The sequence below is a fragment of the Sporosarcina luteola genome, assembly GCF_023715585.1.
Lineage (GTDB): Bacteria > Bacillota > Bacilli > Bacillales_A > Planococcaceae > Sporosarcina > Sporosarcina luteola_D.
On record NZ_JAMBOK010000001.1, the window covers coordinates 512,637 to 530,953 of the forward strand.

An 18,317-nucleotide genomic window follows, 5' to 3' on the forward strand; every position below is an offset into this window, starting at 1 on the left:
CTGTTTGTCAGAAAACCTAATAAGATCTGCCTTGATCTTGTATAAGACAGGGACGGAGGAAACCAAAAATCGTTTGTACACAATCCTTCTGCCCTTTTTAGGTCGGAAGGATTTTTAATTTTCGGTTTTCTCTACTTTGAACAGAAAAGGGAGAGGATACGGATGAAAAGCACTACTGATTTTTCGAAAATGAAACAGAATGGGGAAAAAATCGTCATGGTGACCGCATACGACCATCCTTCTGCACAATTGGCGGAGGAGGCGGGCATCGATGTCATCCTTGTAGGCGACTCGCTAGGCATGGTCGTTTTAGGGTATGAATCGACTGCTTCCGTTACAATCGATGATATGATTCATCATGGAAAAGCGGTCAGGAGGGGAGCAAAGGACACGTTTGTCGTCGTTGACATGCCTTTCGCTTCCTATCATGGTTCAGAAGATAGGACGCTGGAAGCCGCTGTCCGCATCTTCCAGGAGACGGGAGCAAACGCTTTGAAACTGGAAGGCGGGGGAAAGGTGATTGACGCCATCCATCTCTTGACGGAGACAGGGATACCAGTTGTTGCACACCTAGGTCTCCTTCCTCAATCAGCTGCAGTAGCTGGGGGTTACAAAGTGCAAGGGAAGACTGCGGAAGCAGCAGAAAAACTTATCCAGGATGCAATCGCTTGTGAAGCAGCAGGAGCATGTATGGTCGTATTGGAGTGCATTCCCTATCAATTGGCGGAGCAGGTATCGAAAGCGGTCGCAATTCCTACAATCGGTATAGGAGCTGGCGCAGAGACGGATGGTCAAGTGCTTGTCTTCCATGACACGGTTAAATACGGAAATCATCATATTCCTAAATTCGTCGAAGCGTATGCTGATATTGGAAGCGATATTCGAAATGGTTTAACGAAATATGCGGCAGCCGTCAAGACAGGGGATTTTCCTTCTGAAGCACATCGTTTTACAATGAAAGAGGAAGAATTGGTCACATTATACGGGGGAATGAACGATGTACGTTGATAGTCCTGACATCGAAGTGATAGAAACCATACAAGAACTACAGAAAAAGCTAAACCGAAATGAACGTAAAAATACAACAGTCGGCTTCGTCCCAACTATGGGCTATTTGCATGAAGGGCATTTATCCCTTGTTAAGCATGCAAAAGAACAAAACGACATCGTTGTCATGAGCATATTTGTCAATCCGGCACAGTTCGGACCCGGTGAGGATTTCGAATCGTATCCGCGTGATCGGGAAAGGGATATCCGACTCGCAAACGAAGCAGGGGTCGATATACTATTTATCCCGACGGTCGATGAGATGTACCCCGCTGACGGCGGCGTCCGCATATTGCCGGCCAAGCAGGCTCATGAGCTTTGCGGCGCTTCAAGGCCAGGACATTTTGACGGTGTTCTCAAAGTTGTTTTGAAGCTATTCAATATTGTCGATCCGGACCGTTCGTATTTCGGCATGAAAGATGCTCAACAACTGGCCATAATCGAAACGTTTGTACGGGACTTCAATTTACGGACAGTTATCGTGCGGGTTCCAATTGTTCGGGAAGAGGATGGATTGGCGAAAAGCTCGCGCAATGTGAATTTGACGCCTTCGGAACGTACAGAGGCGGCTTCGATCTACAGGGCATTGCAAATCGGCTCAGAAATGTTTGCGGCTGGAGAAATTCCGGAAGCTATTAAGCAGCGCGTTTCGGACTTCATCGTTTCGAATAGTTCAGGGATGATCGATTATGTCGAATTCCTGACATACCCTGGATTAGATCCTGTAACGGACGGGGCGCAGGAAGTGATCTTGGCATGCGCAGTGAAGTTTTCGTCAACTAGATTGATAGATAATATTATTATGTCAACAAAGGATGGTACCTATGTTCCGAATGATGATGAACAGTAAATTGCATCGCGCAACAGTGACAGAAGCAAACTTGAATTATGTTGGAAGCATTACGATTGATAGCGACTTGTTGGATGCAGCGGGTATGCTCCCGAATGAAAAGGTCCATATCGTCAACAATAATAATGGAGCACGTTTTGAAACATATATTATTGCGGGAGAGCGTGGAAGCGGCGTCATTTGCGTTAACGGCGCCGCAGCCAGATTGGTCCAGAAAGGTGATATTGTCATCATCATCTCGTATGTCTATGTAACAGATGAAGAGGCCATCACCCATCAACCGACAGTCCTTCTCATGGATGAAACGAATGGGATCAAAGAAGTGATCAAAGAAGCACCTGGCGTAATCGCCTAATGGAAATAGTCGCCGATGAAGGATTGAATTTTCCTTCATCGGCATTTTTTACTTGTATGGATACCTAAATGCGCAATCGGACCGAGGAATATGATACAATCTGCTGTAGTATTCATTACAGGAAGTTGATGATTGAATGGATAATTGTACATATGCAGTCGTTGACTTGGAGACGACTGGACATTCCCCTTCAAGAGGGGACAGGATCATACAAATTGCAATCGTATTCATTGAAAATGGGACGATAACGCGCCAGTATGCCCGATTTGTCAATCCGGAACGTGAAATACCTCCGTTCATCCAACAATTGACCGGGATAACGGATAATGAAGTGCTTTCTGCCCCTCCATTTGAAAAGATTGCGCAGGAAGTATCCGATATGTTGCAGGGGACGGTATTTGTCGCGCATAATACCGATTTCGATCTGTCGTTTTTGCAAAGTGAATTCAAACGATGCAATGTAGCCGGTTGGTCCGGAAAGAAAATTGATACTGTTGAATTATCCAAAATCCTTTTCCCATCCTCCTCAAGCTATCGTTTGCAGGATTTGGCAGAGGACTTGGATATTGAGCTGCCTGCCGCACATAGAGCGGATGATGATGCGAAAGCGACTGCTAATTTGTTGTTGACGGCATTTTCCAAGCTTCGGACGTTGCCGGAAGAAACTTTGAACTTATTGCACAGGCGATCATTTTCATTGCGCTCGGATATTTCGACACTGATCTATGAAACGTTAAAGCATGTGCGGAACTCCTCTGGCGGTAGAAAGCTCCCTTTATTCAGGGGGATTCCATATAATAGTGCTGAGGCTCCCACGTGTGTTTTGAGCGCGCGCTGTACCTACCCGAAGCTGGAAGAGGAGAAAGTCGATCTATTGAAGAAAGGCTATCCTTCTTTCGAATACCGGAAATCCCAATTGTCTTTCATGGATTCCATATGGGAAACACTTTCCACGCATTCTGAAATCGTTGTCGAAGTGCCCACAGGAGTCGGTAAAACGGTCGGCTATTTGCTGCCTGCAGCAATTCATTCCCTTCAGACCGGAAAACCTGTGGTGATCAGCACGTTCACGAATCATCTAGTCGATAAAATCCTGGAGGATGAAGTGAAGCGCATCCGGAAAATCCTTGGCATCGAATGCACTGCAACAGTCCTTAAAGGCCGGGAACAGTATATATCGCTCGGAAAGTTCGAAGAATTATTAAGGATTACGGATGAATCGTATGATGAAACGTTTACAATCATGCAGATCCTCGTCTGGCTGACAGACACGGAAACAGGTGATGTTAATGAATTGAATGTGTCCGGCGGTGGACAATTATTTGTCGATCGAATCCGTAAACGGAATAATCGACTGAAGGCGGATGAAAGATCGGCGGATTACCATCAAAAGATGAAGGAAGCCTGCAGCCTATCGAATCTCATTATTACGAACCATTCGATGCTCCTATCGGATGTCAGTCGTGAACAGAAGATTTTCCAGAACTTTTCCGGCTTAATCATCGACGAAGCTCATCAATTTATTCATACAGCCGCCAATTCCAATGAGACGGTCTTTTCCTATATGAATTGGAAGTATGTCATGGGGCAGATGGGATCGGACGCTGTTGGCCAGCTTCTCAATCAGATGATGAAACTTCATAGGAAATATGGCAATTATGGGAATCAGGTGTTTGCAAAGCTAGCCCTCTCCTATGAACAATTTACGAATGTATTTGATGAAGTCGCTGCGCTGTTATCAAGTCATCGCCCACAGGTAAAAGGCAGCCATCAAGCGAACAGGGTCGTTTTCGATCTAGAAGAATTAGTGGGGAATGAATCCCTCTTTTCCAAAATGGCTGAAAAGATGAATGGTTATATTGAGGATGTACAACTTATTAGTTCCCGTCTGGAAGTGCATAGGGAGAGAATGTCGCCGAAAGAACAGGCATTTTTGGCAGAATGGGAGTACTGGGTAAGGGAATTGAAGATTAAGGCTGGAGAATGGGTGGAAATATTCCTGGATGACGAAAAGGAGAATTACACCGTTTGGATTGAAAAAGATAAACGGAGTTTGCCCGGTAGTCTTACGGTTGTCAAAAGCCCCGTCGAAGGGACCGCCATTACAAGGGAATTCATGCGAGGTCTTAAAAATGAAAAGATTGGAATCATCTGGACATCTGCGACAATGACAATCAACCAGGATGAGCGATTTGTTTCCAGGCAGCTAGGAATTTCTGAACGTGTACCCGTTTTAACATTTGACGCTCCTGCACATTTCTATGATAACGCAGGGATATTCATCGTCGATGATATGCCATCTATCCAGCATGTGTCACAGAGCGATTACATCGAAGCAGTGGCGGATGCAGTCGTCCAAACAGTGTTTGCGACCGGCGGAAGATTATTCGTCCTGTTCACCTCTCAAGATATGCTTCGGAAAACGTATGAATTGATCGTAGAAAGTGAACTATTGAAGGATTACGCTCTCATTGCGCAAGGGGTGAGCTCTGGTAGCAGAATGAAACTGTTGAAATCGTTCCGCCAGTTCGAGAAATCGATTCTATTCGGCACAAACAGTTTTTGGGAAGGCGTCGATGTGCCAGGTGAGGCATTGTCTGCTGTTATCATTGTCCGTCTTCCGTTTTCATCTCCGGATGAGATCGTTTTTAAAGCGAGGGCGACCAGGCTTGCAGCGAACGGATCCAATCCATTCACAGATTTATCATTGCCGGAAGCGATATTGAGATTCCGGCAGGGATTTGGACGATTAATTCGATCGTCTGGAGACAGGGGCTTTTTCATCATTTTGGATAGGCGTATCTATACAAAATCATATGGGAAGCGTTTTTTGAATGCGCTGCCGTCTGTCCCCGTTCATAAAGTGTCCTTAGAACATATGGTGAATGAGCTCGAAGATTGTTATAATAAATAGGGATACAGTAGAAGGTGGAATGTGAAATGCTTTCCAATTTGCAGTTTGTATATAGGAAGTGAGTCGAATGATGAATTGGATCAAGTTCATCGCAGCTTTCCTTTTGGTGTTATCTCTAATCATTTTTGTCATCGTTTTTTATAATGCCAACACACCTTTTTCAAACGCCAAAGAAAAGGCGGAAGAAGATGCATTGGAGTATGGCGCTTTGAATTCTGTCGAACGCACTACAATTTATAATGGCACAGTTTCGATGGTGACCGTATTCGGCAAAGATGACGAAGGCAATGAGAAGGCGGTATTCATTGAAGGGAAGACAGGAGAAATCCTTGATGAAGTAGTTTTGAAAGATGGCATCGGAGCCAAAGCCGCAATTGAGACGGTAAAGGCGGAGCTGCCAGTGGGGAAGATCCTCCACGTAGTGCTTGGTTTAGAGGAAGGCCATCCTGTATGGGAAGTCGCATTTAAAGGCGAAAATGGCAAATTGAATTATGTGTATGTCTTTTTTGAGAACGGTGAATGGTGGAAACGGATTTTAAATCTTTAGGATTGATCCGTTTACATTCAATAGATGAAGGGACAAAAGGGAGCGATTCAATTGAAAAAGAAGTTAGCAGCGAGAGTAAGTACATTATCACCATCCACAACCCTGGCCATTACGGCGAAAGCAAAAGAGATGAAGGAGTCGGGCATCGACATCATCGGGCTAGGGGCGGGGGAGCCGGATTACAATACTCCTGAAAACATTTTGGAAGCGGCTTATCAATCGATGAAAGATGGCAAGACAAAATATACACCTTCTGGTGGCCTTCCTGCATTGAAGGATGCTGTCATCGCCAAACTGAAGACGGATCAGCAGTTGGAATACACTAGACAGGAAATCATGATCGGCATTGGGGCGAAGCATGTTCTTTACACATTGTTCCAGGTCCTATTAGATCCGGGTGATGAAGTGATCATTCCGACACCTTATTGGGTCAGCTATCCTGAGCAAGTGAAGCTGGCAGAAGGCGTTCCAGTTTTCGTTGAAGCTACATCGGAGGCCCAATTCAAGGTGACGGCAGAACAGATCCGCGATGCAATTACATCTAAAACGAAAGCTGTCATAATCAACTCTCCGGGCAATCCGACCGGGATGATCTATTCTCAAGAGGAACTCCGCCAAATTGCAGAAGTTTGTCAGGAAGAGGACATATGGATCATTTCGGATGAAATTTATGAAAAGCTCATCTATGGAAATGAGAAGCATGTTTCGATTGCGCAGCTATCGAATGATGCGAAAGCGCGGACATTCATCATTAATGGAGTATCCAAATCCCATTCGATGACAGGATGGAGAATTGGATACATTGCGGGAGATGCAGAAGTTGTGAGTGCGATGACGAACTTGGCCAGCCATTCGACATCTAATCCGACAACGACTTCACAATACGCTGCGATTGAAGCGTATAATGGTCCTCAAGATGCAGTGGAAAGCATGCGGAAGGATTTCGAGTCGAGGCTTGAGCGTATTTACCCTCAGTTGGCTGCGATTCCCGGCTTTACAGTTGTAAAACCTCAAGGCGCTTTCTATCTGTTGCCGGAAGTTACTGAAGCTATGGAGAGAACAGGCTTTTCAAGTGTAGATGATTTTGCATCAGCGCTTCTGACGGAAGCGAAAGTGGCAGTCATACCCGGATCCGGTTTCGGTTCCCCTGAAACGATCCGCTTGTCCTACGCAACGTCGATTGATCTGCTTGAGGAAGCGGTAAAACGAATCCGTTCATATGTTGAAGCAAACTGGAAAGAATAATAGTTCATACTCACGGAGGTACTTATGAAAACAATCATGATTCACGAAATGCCTGATCACGTAGGAGAGACAGTCCGGATCGGTGCATGGGTAGCAAATAAAAGATCGAGCGGTAAGATCGCGTTTCTGCAACTTCGCGATGGGTCAGGTTTTGTCCAAGGCGTTGTCGTCAAAGAGGTTGTAGGTGAGGATATTTTCGCAAAAGCAAAATCCATCCACCAAGAATCATCCCTTTATGTAACTGCGGAAGTGACGGAGGATGAACGTTCTTCATTCGGCGTCGAACTGCAAGTGAAAGATATTGAAATCATTCATGAAGCAATTGATTATCCAATTACTCCGAAGGAACACGGAACTGAATTTTTGATGGATAACCGTCATTTATGGCTGCGTTCTCGCAAACAGCATGCAATCATGAAGATTCGGAACGAAATTATCCGCTCGACATATGAATTTTTCCATTTGAATGGATTTGTAAAAGTGGATCCGCCTATTTTGACGGGTTCTTCACCTGAAGGTACGACGGAACTTTTCCATACAAAATATTTCGATGAAGATGCTTATTTATCGCAATCAGGACAGCTTTACCTGGAAGCTGCAGCGATGGCTCTCGGGAAAGTATTTTCATTCGGACCGACTTTCCGTGCAGAGAAATCAAAAACACGACGTCATTTAATTGAATTCTGGATGATTGAACCTGAAATGGCATTCGTCCAACATGAAGAAAGCTTGGAAATCCAAGAGCAGTATGTTTCGCATATCGTCCAGTCCGTATTGCAAAACTGCCCATTGGAACTTGAGCGTCTTGGCAGGGACCTTTCAAAACTTGAAAAGATTCAAGCGCCATTCCCGCGCATCACTTATGATGACGCAATTACGTTCCTTCACGAAAAAGGCTTTAATGATATTGAATGGGGCGATGACTTCGGTGCACCGCATGAAACTGCGATTGCTGAAAGCTTTGATATGCCAGTCTTCATTACACATTATCCAAAAGATATTAAATCATTCTATATGCAGCCGCATCCAGATCGCGACGATGTCGTTCTATGCGCTGATTTGATCGCTCCGGAAGGTTATGGAGAAATCATCGGAGGATCGGAACGGATTTATGATTACGAATTGATGAAACAACGAATCCAAGAACATAATTTGGATGAATCCGCCTACGCATGGTATTTGGAATTAAGCAAATATGGTGCGGTTCCACATTCCGGCTTCGGGCTAGGATTGGAACGGACAGTGGCGTGGATCTCAGGTGTGGAACACGTTCGGGAAACAATACCGTTCCCACGTCTGTTGAACCGTCTTTACCCTTAATTGACACAGATTTAATACTAGTGAGGTGTTCGGCATGAAAGATGAAGAACGGCTCCGTATTTGGATTGAGCAGGGGAATGTCACTATTCCCCAGCTCTTTTTTCAGCATTATAAAGCATTGGAGATAAAAGATGTCGATGCAATGCTACTTTTGCATATGTGTGCGTTTCAGGCAGGTGGTTCGCAATTTCCAACGCCAACCGACCTTGCAGCACGCATGCATCTGACTGAGAACCAAGTATCCGAAATCCTCCAACGTCTCATGCAAAGAGGATTGTTGGAAATCCGGCAGGGACAGGATGAAAACGGAGTGCTGTACGAGCAATTTTCGATGCAGCCCCTATGGAGCAGGCTTGTAAATATTGTGGTTACAGAAAAGACTGTAGTAGAAGAAAAGAAGGACAAAGAGGAAGAAGGAGAAATCTTCACGTTGTTCGAGCAGGAATTCGGCCGTCTTTTATCTCCGATGGAATGCGAAACGATTTCAATGTGGCTGGATGAAGATGGACATGCCGTCCAGATAATAAAGGCTGCGCTGAAAGAAGCCGTACTCGCACAAAAACTCAGTTTGCGCTATATTGATCGGATTCTGTTCGAATGGAAGAAGAAAAGAGTGAGAACGTTGAATGATGTGGAGAAACAATCCAGATCGTTCAGGACAGCAATGATACGTCCAGTTCAGAATCGGGAGACCGTTGTAAAGAAGGTTCCTTTTTATAATTGGTTGGAAGAACGGGAATAGGTGATGGAATATGTTGACGAAGAAACAGTGGGAAATCTGCCTTGAAGAGTTTGGAAGGATGTTTCCCGATGCTCATTGTGAGCTGGTGCACGAAAATGCTTTCGAGCTGCTCGTCGCTACATTGCTCTCCGCTCAATGTACGGATGTCCTCGTTAACCGCGTTACAGCGGATTTATTCAAAAAGTACAAGAGCCCTGAAGATTATTTGGCGGTTGAAATAGAGGAACTTCAAAACGATATCCGCTCAATCGGCCTCTATCGGAATAAAGCAAAAAACATTCAGGCATTGAGTGCGCTTTTGATTGAAGAATTTAATGGTGAGGTACCGGGCGATCGTGATGTACTTACGACTTTCCCCGGCGTCGGCAGGAAAACGGCGAATGTCGTCGTTTCCAATGCGTTCGGCATCCCGGCAATGGCAGTCGACACACATGTTGAGCGTGTAGCTAAACGCCTCGGTATGAATCGTTGGAAAGACTCTCCTCTCATGGTGGAAGAGAAAATCATGCGATGGACGCCAAGGGAAAAATGGACGGATACACACCATCAGATTATTTTCTTTGGACGGTATCATTGCAAAGCCCAAAATCCCGCTTGCGGTGAATGTCCGCTACTTCCCTTATGCAGGGAAGGGAAGAAAAGGATGAAAGGCATTGCATAAGTCTGAATTGGACAGGAAGGCACTGCTTTATTCCCATTGGGACAATTGGCTGGACATGAAAGAAAGAATCGAGGAAGCATATAAGCAAAAGGATCCCGAAGCTGCCAACTTGTTGGACATGGCAATCGACAATTATGTGGAATTGATAAGATCATTTAAGAACGACGATTCATCTTCTTCTGTTATGTCACAGATTGAACCATTGAATGGGGAAGAGAGATTGCAATTCATCCGTACGAAAAGAGCGGGGCATTTTGCATACGTCCAGTTGGATGCCCTGTATACCGAGGCGATGAAAAAAGCGGTTAGTCGATTGGCGATGATAGAATAAAACAGCCTGAAGTGATAGAGATCATCACTTCAGGCTGTTTTTTAGTTATCCTCCACTGCCGTCATCGGTTCCGTCACCGGTTCCGTCATTTCCGCCAGTTCCTGGTTCAGTTGTCTCATCACCTGATGAGCCGGAGCCGCCGGTCGTATCGTCAGCGTCTCCATCGTTTCTATTATTTCCAGTGTTTCCGTTATTCTTATTCCCATCGTTCCCCGTGTTGCCGCTTCCGTTGTTGTTCCCGTTGTTGTTTCCGTTATTTCCCTTATTGTCGTTATTATTCTGACCGTCGTTTTCGTTGTTATTTTCATCCTCTTCTCCGTTATCCACAGAAGGGTCATCTTCGGTCTGTCCTTCTATTAGAAGGGAAGTTGAAACTGAACTGCTTTCGATTTCCCCTGAAATCGCCTTGACATAGAAGGTGTATGTGCGCCCCATTTCTACTCCCGAGAACGTTACATTATTTACAGAAGTCGTCGTCATGTTTTGAGGCTCACCGCCATCCACTGAAACCGAGACGCTGAATTGCACTGGTTCCGGAAGTGCATAGGCATCTGGATTGTCATATGACCAGCTTAATGAAACGGAATTCGACTCTGCATTATATTGCGCGGACAGTCCGCTTGGCGCTGCCAGTTCGGCAATAACCTCTTTCTCCATTTCAGTTGGTACAGTTCCTCTGACGAATAATTCTTTGCTCTTCAGTGCCGCCGGAGTCGAATTGCTCGCAAGAATTGGCGGATTGGATCCTTTTACGATGACCGCCTCTTCAACGGAGCTAGGCTTCTTGAATCGCGGTGTAGTTTTTCCGGACACTAGATCAGTCATGACTGTCCTGAATAGGATCTGCGGTACATAGCGGCCTTTATCATATGTTGTAATCGGTGTCGTAGGTATTTTATATCCGCCCCAAACGGAAATTGTGTACTCGGTTGTATAGCCCGTGAACCAGCTGTCGGGTACATCCGTGTTTTTTAGTCCGTGTTTTCTAATCGTTTCTGCATCATAGTTTGTCGTTCCTGTCTTCCCGGCCATATCAAGTCCGGATACACCCGCTGTCTTTCCGGTTCCATAGGATATGACATCCCTTAAAATATCAGTCACCATATAGGCGGTGGAATCTTTCATGACTGTGACAGGGTCAGGAGCCAAGTTACGCTCGGAGCCATCACGGAATGTAATTTTTTTGACTGCATGAGGTTTCGTGTAAATGCCTCCATTGCCGAAAGGAGCATAAGCACCGGCCATTTCAATGGTTGAAAATCGATCATCTCCTCCACCTATCGCAAGCGTGGAAGTCATCTCTCCATACTTCAGACCAAGCTTGCCTGCAAACTCACGTGCTCTTTTCGTTCCTACTTCCTCAAACACTTTGATGGCTGGTATATTTCTTGAACGATACAATGCTTCTCTTGCTGTGATTGCCCCCATGTATTTCCCATCCACATTCCGGATAGAAATGTTGGTGCCTTTGTATTTATATGGTTCGTCATTAACGATATGGGCAGTTGACCAGTTTTCGTATTCAATGATCGGGCCATACGATAAGATCGGTTTGATAACAGAGCCCGGCTGCCTTCGGTTGTCACCGGAAGCAAAGTTCAAATTTCGTCCTGTGAAATTCCGCCCACCGCCGATTGCTGCGATTTCCCCGGTTTTCGTATTCAGAACGGTCATACCGGCTTGCATCTCCTCAGACTCATAGATCGGCGAATTGATTGCTTTTTCTACCGCTTGTTGCGCCGTCGGGTCAAGGGCCGTTTGAATGGTTACCCCTTCTGCTAGGATATCCATCATGCCGGCTGCTTCCAATTCATCCAAGACGATATCAACATATGCAAGGTACTTGGAATCTTTTTTCTCTTGACGTTGGTCTTCCGGAAGAAGTGTTTCCGTTACAGGGATGGCTTTCGCCTTCTCCATTTCATCCTTCGTTATTTTTTCGTGTTTGTACATAAGCCCGAGGACAGTATTCCTGCGTTTTTCTGCTCGCTCTGGATTCTTGAATGGATTATAGCCGTTAGGGGATTGAGGCATCCCTGCCAATAGTGCCATCTCATGCAATTCTAGCTCATTCAAATCTTTTCCATAGAACTCTTTTGCAGCCGTCCCGATTCCGTAAATGTTGCCTGACATCAAGATTTTATTGAAATACATTTCAAAAATTTGTTCTTTTGAATACTCCCTTTCAAGCTTGAAGGCGAGCCACGCTTCCTGCGCTTTCCTTTTCAATGTCTTTTCATCTGAGAGGAAGGAGTTCTTAATGACTTGCTGAGTAAGCGTAGAAGCTCCTTGCGATCCAAAGCCGCTTTGGAAGTTAGCTAAAACAGCGCCGCCAAGCCTCCAGAAGTCCATTCCGTGGTGTTTGTAGAATCGGACGTCCTCTGTCGCAAGGACAGCATCTTCCATCTCTTTCGGTATATCCTTATACGGAACGAACTCCCGCTTTTCTGCTCCGAATTTCATAAAGACATTTCCATTGCTGTCGACAATATCGGATGTAAGCGGATCTTTCAATAGATTTTCGTCAAGATCTGGTGCGCTGCTTGCGTAGAATGCGAATAATCCTACTCCGCCGATCAGAACTGCTACACCAAGTGCAACGATGCTGAGAATGATTTTCTTCAGTAGATTGCTGCCAGTTTTCTTCTTTTTATTTCTCCCGCGCCTCTTTTCAGCTTCCATCTGCTGACGTCTGGCTGCTCGAGATTTTGTTTGATCACTCATAAGTTTTCCTGCCTTTCAATTGTTTCTATTCCAGGTTTCTGCAAATATGAATCCAAAGCGGACAAATAGTCTAGCCGTGGATTGAAACCTGCATGTATCTCTATGGATATCTCTTCCATTTCAGAGAGTGTAATAGATTTCCTTCCTCCTGCTATCATTCTTTCCCACTTTTTTTCGAAATACTCGTAGGGAACGATGAAATATCGATCGAGAGCGGAAAATTTCACTAATAGAAAAGCGATGCCTGCATGCTCAGTGACGTTTTTCATATGTTCAACCTGATGCTCATGAATATTCTGCAACGGAAAAGAGGTCATACTTTTCGTTTCCTTCGCTTCAAAGTCGATATATTTCCCTTTCCATACTCCATTATAGTCTGTCGTGGAAGGAGATCTGAAATATGCTTCGGTAATGACAGCTGCGCTTCTGGCGGGATATTTCACGTGTACGATTTGGATAGGGACCGGCTTCTTATGGATGACGGCTTGATTGTTGGCCAAATAATATTCATTTGTTTCGTTCAACTCGTCTTCCAATGTTTTTCCCCGGTTGCTGAACGATAGATTTTTATTATCCACTCGGGCAGAGCGTTGCACCGGAATATATTTTTTCCCGTTAGGATATCGAATTGTCATTCCTACCACCTCGCATTTCCTATCATACCATAATGATTGGACGGATTATCGCTCTAAAAGTTCCGCAAATTAATTGTTCTACAGGTTTTGAAGAATGCACGTTCGTTAAGGCTTGGTGTCCGCATGCAGTTTTTGATAGACTATAGGAAAGACTTCGGAGAGGATGGTTCACTTGTTAACCTTAGTAGAGAAAACGGAACGGCTCCTTTCTGTGTGTGAAGAGTGTTTGGAAAGACTCCCAGCGATGCGTGAATTGGATCGGGAGCCTGATTTTTTTACAGAAGTAAAACCTTATGCAGATACAAACCATAGATTGCTTGACGAATGGACCGAGGAAATCAAAACGTTAATCCGGGAAGAACGACCGAAATACATTCATCTTCCTCAAATCGAATCATTAAATGAATCAATGAAGCAATTCATCGTCCAATCTTTTTACGCGAAGACGGGGAAGAAACGGTTTGTCCTTTCCATTAATTCAGCGACATACACATTAAGAACAGTTCTGGACGAATTGCAGCAAAGAGGAGGAGAGCTGGGATGAAGAAGACAAGCGTCCGGGAAACGGTCGAACACTTCTTATCCAATCCTGAATTATCGTCCAATATTCGCCACTATGAAAAGATTGATGGGAAACCTGCCGAATACGCCGCATTCCCGGATCAGCTTCATCCTTCCATAGTTAAAGCGCTGGCCAAGAAAGGGATTGAACGACTATACAGTCACCAGCGCGAAGCGTTCGATATTGCGACGTCAGGCGATTCGATAACTGCTGTGACGCCGACTGCATCCGGGAAATCATTATGTTATCATCTGCCCGTCTTGCAAAGCATTTTGGAGGATGAATCATCCCGCGCACTTTATCTGTTTCCGACAAAGGCGCTCGCCCAAGATCAGTTGGCGGATTTGCATGAATTGATCGAAGCGAGCGGGGAGACGATCCTTAGTTACACATATGATGGCGATACTGCGCCTGGATTGAGAACCAAGGTTCGAAAATCAGGTCATATCGTTTTGACGAATCCCGATATGCTGCACTCAGGCATATTGCCACACCATACGAAGTGGGTTTCACTTTTCGAAAACTTGAAATATATCATCATAGACGAATTGCATACGTATAAAGGGGTATTCGGGAGCCATGTCGCACATGTATTGAGAAGGCTGAAGCGCATTTGCAATTACTATGGGTGCAATCCGACGTTCATTTGCACATCGGCGACAATTGCCAATCCGAAAGAGCTTGCCGAGGCATTGACCAATACACCGATGCGGCTTGTATCGAAGAATGGCGGCCCTTCAGGCGTCAAGCATTTCATCTTCTACAACCCGCCGATCGTCCATAAAACATTCGGCATCCGGCGAAGCGCCATTCTTGAAGTCCGGGATATCGCATCGTTTCTGTACAGGGAAGGGGTCCAGACGATTGTCTTTGCAAAGAGCCGGGTGCGCGTTGAAATGCTTGTCACCTATATGAAGGAATTGACGAAGAAGAAACTGTTCGATCAGACGATTATGGGCTACCGAGGCGGCTATTTGCCTTCAGAACGTAGAATAATTGAAAAAAGGCTGCGGGACGGGGACATCAAGACGGTGGTGAGCACGAATGCGCTCGAGCTTGGCATCGATATCGGCCAATTGCAAGCATGCATCATGACCGGCTACCCTGGAAACATCGCGAGCGCCTACCAACAGGCCGGCCGAGCAGGGAGGAGGCAGGATGACGCATTGATCATTTATGTCGCCCAATCGATGGCGCTTGACCAATACATCATTCAGCATCCTGAGTACTTGCTTGGCCAAACACCGGAAGAAGCAAGGATCCATCCCGATAATATGCTCATCCTCATGGATCATTTGAAATGCGCATCATTTGAATTGCCGTTCACAATGACGGAAGCATACGGAGAATTCGAGGTTCAGGAACTTCTTGCTTTTCTGGAAAGTGAAGGGGTGCTCGTCAAAACATCCGATAAATGGCATTGGATGACAGACCGATTCCCGGCAAGCGAAATCAGTCTGCGCTCCGCATCCCAAGAAAATGTCGTTATCATCGACAAAACGATTCCTAAAGGGACCGTCGTGATCGGCGAAATGGATCGATACAGCGCAATGACTTTGTTGCATGAAGAGGCGATTTATATGCATCAAGGAAAGCAATACCAAGTCGAAATGCTGGATTGGGAGGAAAAAAAGGCATACGTAACGGAAGTCGATGTCGATTATTATACCGATGCCAACTTGGCAGTGGAATTGAAAGTAATCAGCGAAGATGAAAGCGAGCAACTGGGGGAAGCGGAAGTGGCGTATGGAGATATTGCTGTTTTGGCGATTCCGACGATTTTCAAGAAAATCCGTTTCGACACACATGATAATATCGGTTCCGGACCGATCTCGCTGCCCGCAGAGGAGCTGCATACGTCATCCACGTGGTATTCATTCCACACTCCGGAAGGATGGAAAGAGTCCGATTTGACGGATGCGCTAACAGGCGCTGCGTACGCAATCCAATCATTCATCCCGTTATTCGTCCGTTGTGATCGGTCGGATATCCATGTAATCCCTCAAGTGAAGGCGGTCCATACGGGCAAACCGACAATTTTCATTTACGACAGTTATCCGGGAGGCATCGGGTTAAGCGAAAAGATCTATGGCCGTTGGAATGAACTGCTGAAAAAGGCGGCAGAGCATGTACAAGGATGCCATTGCGAATACGGCTGTCCTGTCTGCATAGGGGCGCAGGAGGAAGGAATCCGCATGAAGCAGGATGTCATCTCACTTTTGCGAGCCCTTGTTGGAGGGAAGACCGATGTCATATGAAGCAAAAATGATGGAAATGAAGAAGCTACTTAAAAAGAAAGCTTCTAAAACTGATGAAAAGCCCAAAACACAGAAACGTGAAACGCCTCCGCCTCCTCATTATGAGAAGAGGTGGCTCGCGGCAGGATTGACAAAAGATGAAAATGAATACGGTGTCGTCTATAAACGGACTGTCGTCTACGAGCCGGAATACCGACATGGGGACTACGAACTTTCCGGCTTATTGGATACAGTGGAAAGATGGCGTGAAGCAGAGGAAATGCATCCGCTTGCGCCGGACTTTTCGCAGCCTCTTGTGTTCTTCGATACGGAGACGACTGGCTTGAAAGGGGCTGGCACACTCATCTTCCTAATGGGGTTTATCGAATATACGGAAGAGGCGTTCACATTGACGCAATACGTACTGGCTGGACCCGACCAAGAAGCCGCATTCCTTTATGCAACAGATCTATGGAAAACGCCGATGTCGATTGTCATGTATAACGGAAAAAGCTTTGATATGCCACAAGTGCAGACGAGATGGACAATGAATCGAAATGTGCTGCCGGAGTTATTGAAGCATACAGAAATCGACTTGCTGCACGGATCGAAAAGGATCTGGAAAAATGAAATGGACACATTTAAACTGACTGCTGTCGAGGAAGAGCAGCTCGGCTTTATCCGGGAAGGCGATATTCCCGGCCATATGGCGCCGATCATCTACCAAGATGCAGTGAAAAACGGCAGGGCTGAATTGCTGATGAAAGTCCTTCTCCATAATGAATGGGATATCCTTTCCCTCGTCACCCTCTATATCCGTTCAACAGACCTCCTGCTGCAAGGCGACGGGCTGTCAACCGCGAACGCAAAAACGAATATCGGGAAATGGTATACAGATCTGAAATCGTTTAACCGAAGCAAAGATGTCCTTATGGATGTCATTGCAGAATACGGAACAGAAGAACCGATGGCGCATTTTCATATCGGATTCCTTTTGAAGAAGGAAGGTATGCATTTAAAGGCGATTGCATCATTTGCAACTGCAGCTGCCGGTTTGAATGGAAGGGAAAAAGTCATCGCGCTTGAGGAATTAGCGAAGCTGTTCGAGCATAAAGTGAAGGAGCCGGAAAGAGCTCTTTATTATACAAAGGAAGCTATCCGTGCTTTACAGGATGATCATGACATCACGGAACGATTTAAAATGAGGATGGGAAATGAATTAAGGCACAGGGAAATAAGATTGAAAAGAAAGCTATTTCCCGGGGAAGCGCAGTAACCGACAAAATACTCCTCTCAACCGGAAATAGAAAGACAAAGTTGTACAAAATATGCTATACTTGCGACATGTAAACATTGATGGAAGGGCGTCATTTCATGGAAATAAAACTTGATTCTAAATCAATACTTGAAAAAGAGTTTAAAACAGGTTTACGCGGATATAATCAAGAAGATGTGGATTTATTCCTGGATACAATCATTCAGGATTATGAAGCTTTTAAAAAAACAATTTCGGAGCTGCGGATGGAAAATGAAAAGCTGAAGGATGAACTTGCTTCAGCAGTCAAACGTCCAGCTGCAACCAACGCCAATACGACTAACTTCGACTTGCTGAAACGGATTTCCAATCTGGAGAAGCACGTATTCGGCAGCAAATTGTTCGACCACGAATAAGTAAATGATCGGCGGAGAAGAAATCCGTTGATATTTGTCGAAAATTGCAGTATACTATTGTAACCATAGTGTGAATTCAGGTAATCGCTGCAACGTCAGTTGTAGAGGAAAGTCCATGCTCGCACGGTTCTGAGATGACCGTAGTGTTCGTGCTCGGCGAAAAGATAAGCCGGGGCTTTGCGCAATGCGCATTGACGGCGGGGATAAGTCCTACGTGTGCTTTGCACATATGGATGAGGTCCCCTGAAAAGTGCCACAGTGACGTAGCCGACTCGGAAACGGGTAGGATGGAACGCGGTAAACCCCACGAGTGAGAAACCCAAATTATGGTAGGGGCGCTCTTCTGAAGGAATTGAACGGATGAAGGGACAGACGACTTCTTAAGATCTGTCTGTAGATAGATGATTACCACCCTAAGTACGAGGCGCAAGCCGTTTGAGTACACGGGAACAAAACATGGCTTATCGAATTTACGA

16 protein-coding genes and 1 other RNA gene are annotated in these 18,317 nt (G+C 45.4%); 15 read left to right on the forward strand and 2 right to left on the reverse strand.

The features are described 5' to 3' along the window. The first annotated feature begins 162 nt into the window (after positions 1–162). The 10 genes from panB to M3193_RS02730 all read left to right on the forward strand — a co-directional run bounded on the left by panB (position 163) and on the right by M3193_RS02730 (position 10,012). Positions 163–1,008: a 3-methyl-2-oxobutanoate hydroxymethyltransferase gene (panB, locus tag M3193_RS02685; RefSeq protein WP_251624245.1), complete on the forward strand. Its 846-nt coding sequence runs from the start codon at positions 163–165 to the stop codon at positions 1,006–1,008. Beyond that, positions 998–1,897, forward strand: a complete 900-nt coding sequence (gene panC, locus M3193_RS02690; RefSeq protein WP_251624246.1) for a pantoate--beta-alanine ligase — start codon at positions 998–1,000, stop codon at positions 1,895–1,897. Before panB ends, panC begins: the two co-directional genes overlap by 11 nt. Next, on the forward strand, positions 1,872–2,252 hold the full coding sequence (gene panD / locus M3193_RS02695; protein WP_251624247.1) for an aspartate 1-decarboxylase: 381 nt from the start codon (positions 1,872–1,874) through the stop codon (positions 2,250–2,252). Before panC ends, panD begins: the two co-directional genes overlap by 26 nt. A 136-nt stretch (positions 2,253–2,388) precedes the next feature. Continuing rightward, a complete protein-coding gene (dinG, locus tag M3193_RS02700) occupies positions 2,389–5,166 on the forward strand; it encodes an ATP-dependent DNA helicase DinG (protein WP_251624248.1) in 2,778 nt (925 codons plus the stop codon). Between the two features lie 67 nt (positions 5,167–5,233). Continuing rightward, on the forward strand, positions 5,234–5,713 hold the full coding sequence (locus tag M3193_RS02705) for a DUF5590 domain-containing protein (protein ID WP_251624249.1): 480 nt from the start codon (positions 5,234–5,236) through the stop codon (positions 5,711–5,713). Positions 5,714–5,764: 51 nt separating this feature from the next. Further along, complete coding sequence (locus M3193_RS02710) at positions 5,765–6,958, forward strand: pyridoxal phosphate-dependent aminotransferase (RefSeq protein ID WP_285851789.1); 1,194 nt, start codon at positions 5,765–5,767, stop codon at positions 6,956–6,958. 24 nt (positions 6,959–6,982) lie between these two features. Continuing rightward, positions 6,983–8,278: an asparagine--tRNA ligase gene (gene asnS, locus M3193_RS02715; RefSeq protein WP_251624251.1), complete on the forward strand. Its 1,296-nt coding sequence runs from the start codon at positions 6,983–6,985 to the stop codon at positions 8,276–8,278. A 34-nt stretch (positions 8,279–8,312) separates the two neighbouring features. Further along, positions 8,313–9,020, forward strand: a complete 708-nt coding sequence (locus M3193_RS02720) for a DnaD domain-containing protein (protein WP_251624252.1) — start codon at positions 8,313–8,315, stop codon at positions 9,018–9,020. Between the two features lie 10 nt (positions 9,021–9,030). Next, entirely contained in the window at positions 9,031–9,681 is a 651-nt protein-coding gene (gene nth, locus M3193_RS02725) for an endonuclease III (RefSeq protein ID WP_251624253.1), read from the forward strand. Continuing rightward, the gene (locus M3193_RS02730) at positions 9,674–10,012 is read left to right on the forward strand and encodes a YpoC family protein (protein WP_251624254.1); all 339 of its coding nucleotides are present in this window, start codon (positions 9,674–9,676) and stop codon (positions 10,010–10,012) included. Before nth ends, M3193_RS02730 begins: the two co-directional genes overlap by 8 nt. Before the next feature lie 45 nt (positions 10,013–10,057). Here the strand turns inward: M3193_RS02730 and M3193_RS02735 are convergent, their stop codons facing one another. Beyond that, positions 10,058–12,736: a PBP1A family penicillin-binding protein gene (locus tag M3193_RS02735; protein ID WP_251624255.1), complete on the reverse strand. Its 2,679-nt coding sequence runs from the start codon at positions 12,734–12,736 to the stop codon at positions 10,058–10,060. After that, positions 12,733–13,371 (reverse strand): Holliday junction resolvase RecU, encoded by a 639-nt coding sequence (gene recU / locus M3193_RS02740; RefSeq protein ID WP_251624256.1) that lies wholly within the window; start codon positions 13,369–13,371, stop codon positions 12,733–12,735. The genes M3193_RS02735 and recU overlap by 4 nt, the downstream gene beginning before the upstream one ends. A gap of 163 nt (positions 13,372–13,534) precedes the next feature. Between recU and M3193_RS02745 the strand changes: the two genes are divergently transcribed. From M3193_RS02745 to rnpB, 5 genes are all read left to right on the forward strand, one after another. Further along, the gene (locus tag M3193_RS02745) at positions 13,535–13,915 is read left to right on the forward strand and encodes a YppE family protein (protein WP_251624257.1); all 381 of its coding nucleotides are present in this window, start codon (positions 13,535–13,537) and stop codon (positions 13,913–13,915) included. Further along, on the forward strand, positions 13,912–16,191 hold the full coding sequence (locus tag M3193_RS02750; RefSeq protein WP_251624258.1) for a DEAD/DEAH box helicase: 2,280 nt from the start codon (positions 13,912–13,914) through the stop codon (positions 16,189–16,191). The genes M3193_RS02745 and M3193_RS02750 overlap by 4 nt, the downstream gene beginning before the upstream one ends. Then, a complete protein-coding gene (locus M3193_RS02755; protein ID WP_251624259.1) occupies positions 16,181–17,446 on the forward strand; it encodes a ribonuclease H-like domain-containing protein in 1,266 nt (421 codons plus the stop codon). The genes M3193_RS02750 and M3193_RS02755 overlap by 11 nt, the downstream gene beginning before the upstream one ends. A gap of 98 nt (positions 17,447–17,544) precedes the next feature. Continuing rightward, on the forward strand, positions 17,545–17,841 hold the full coding sequence (gene gpsB / locus M3193_RS02760; protein ID WP_251624260.1) for a cell division regulator GpsB: 297 nt from the start codon (positions 17,545–17,547) through the stop codon (positions 17,839–17,841). A gap of 72 nt (positions 17,842–17,913) precedes the next feature. Beyond that, an RNA gene (rnpB, locus tag M3193_RS02765) (RNase P RNA component class B) lies at positions 17,914–18,310 on the forward strand. The last annotated feature ends 7 nt before the right edge of the window (positions 18,311–18,317 follow it).

Excerpts from the sequence above, each read along its gene's own strand:
- M3193_RS02720 (WP_251624252.1), top strand. The coding sequence starts at position 8,313 with ATGAAAGATGAAGAACGGCTCCGTATTTGGATTGAGCAGGGGAATGTC.
- recU (WP_251624256.1), bottom strand. The coding sequence starts at position 13,371 with ATGACAATTCGATATCCTAACGGGAAAAAATATATTCCGGTGCAACGC.
- panD (WP_251624247.1), top strand. The coding sequence starts at position 1,872 with ATGTTCCGAATGATGATGAACAGTAAATTGCATCGCGCAACAGTGACA.
- M3193_RS02750 (WP_251624258.1), top strand. The coding sequence starts at position 13,912 with ATGAAGAAGACAAGCGTCCGGGAAACGGTCGAACACTTCTTATCCAAT.
- gpsB (WP_251624260.1), top strand. The coding sequence starts at position 17,545 with ATGGAAATAAAACTTGATTCTAAATCAATACTTGAAAAAGAGTTTAAA.
- M3193_RS02755 (WP_251624259.1), top strand. The coding sequence starts at position 16,181 with ATGTCATATGAAGCAAAAATGATGGAAATGAAGAAGCTACTTAAAAAG.
- M3193_RS02735 (WP_251624255.1), bottom strand. The coding sequence starts at position 12,736 with ATGAGTGATCAAACAAAATCTCGAGCAGCCAGACGTCAGCAGATGGAA.
- asnS (WP_251624251.1), top strand. The coding sequence starts at position 6,983 with ATGAAAACAATCATGATTCACGAAATGCCTGATCACGTAGGAGAGACA.
- M3193_RS02745 (WP_251624257.1), top strand. The coding sequence starts at position 13,535 with ATGGTTCACTTGTTAACCTTAGTAGAGAAAACGGAACGGCTCCTTTCT.
- panB (WP_251624245.1), top strand. The coding sequence starts at position 163 with ATGAAAAGCACTACTGATTTTTCGAAAATGAAACAGAATGGGGAAAAA.
- panC (WP_251624246.1), top strand. The coding sequence starts at position 998 with ATGTACGTTGATAGTCCTGACATCGAAGTGATAGAAACCATACAAGAA.
- nth (WP_251624253.1), top strand. The coding sequence starts at position 9,031 with ATGTTGACGAAGAAACAGTGGGAAATCTGCCTTGAAGAGTTTGGAAGG.
- dinG (WP_251624248.1), top strand. The coding sequence starts at position 2,389 with ATGGATAATTGTACATATGCAGTCGTTGACTTGGAGACGACTGGACAT.
- M3193_RS02705 (WP_251624249.1), top strand. The coding sequence starts at position 5,234 with ATGATGAATTGGATCAAGTTCATCGCAGCTTTCCTTTTGGTGTTATCT.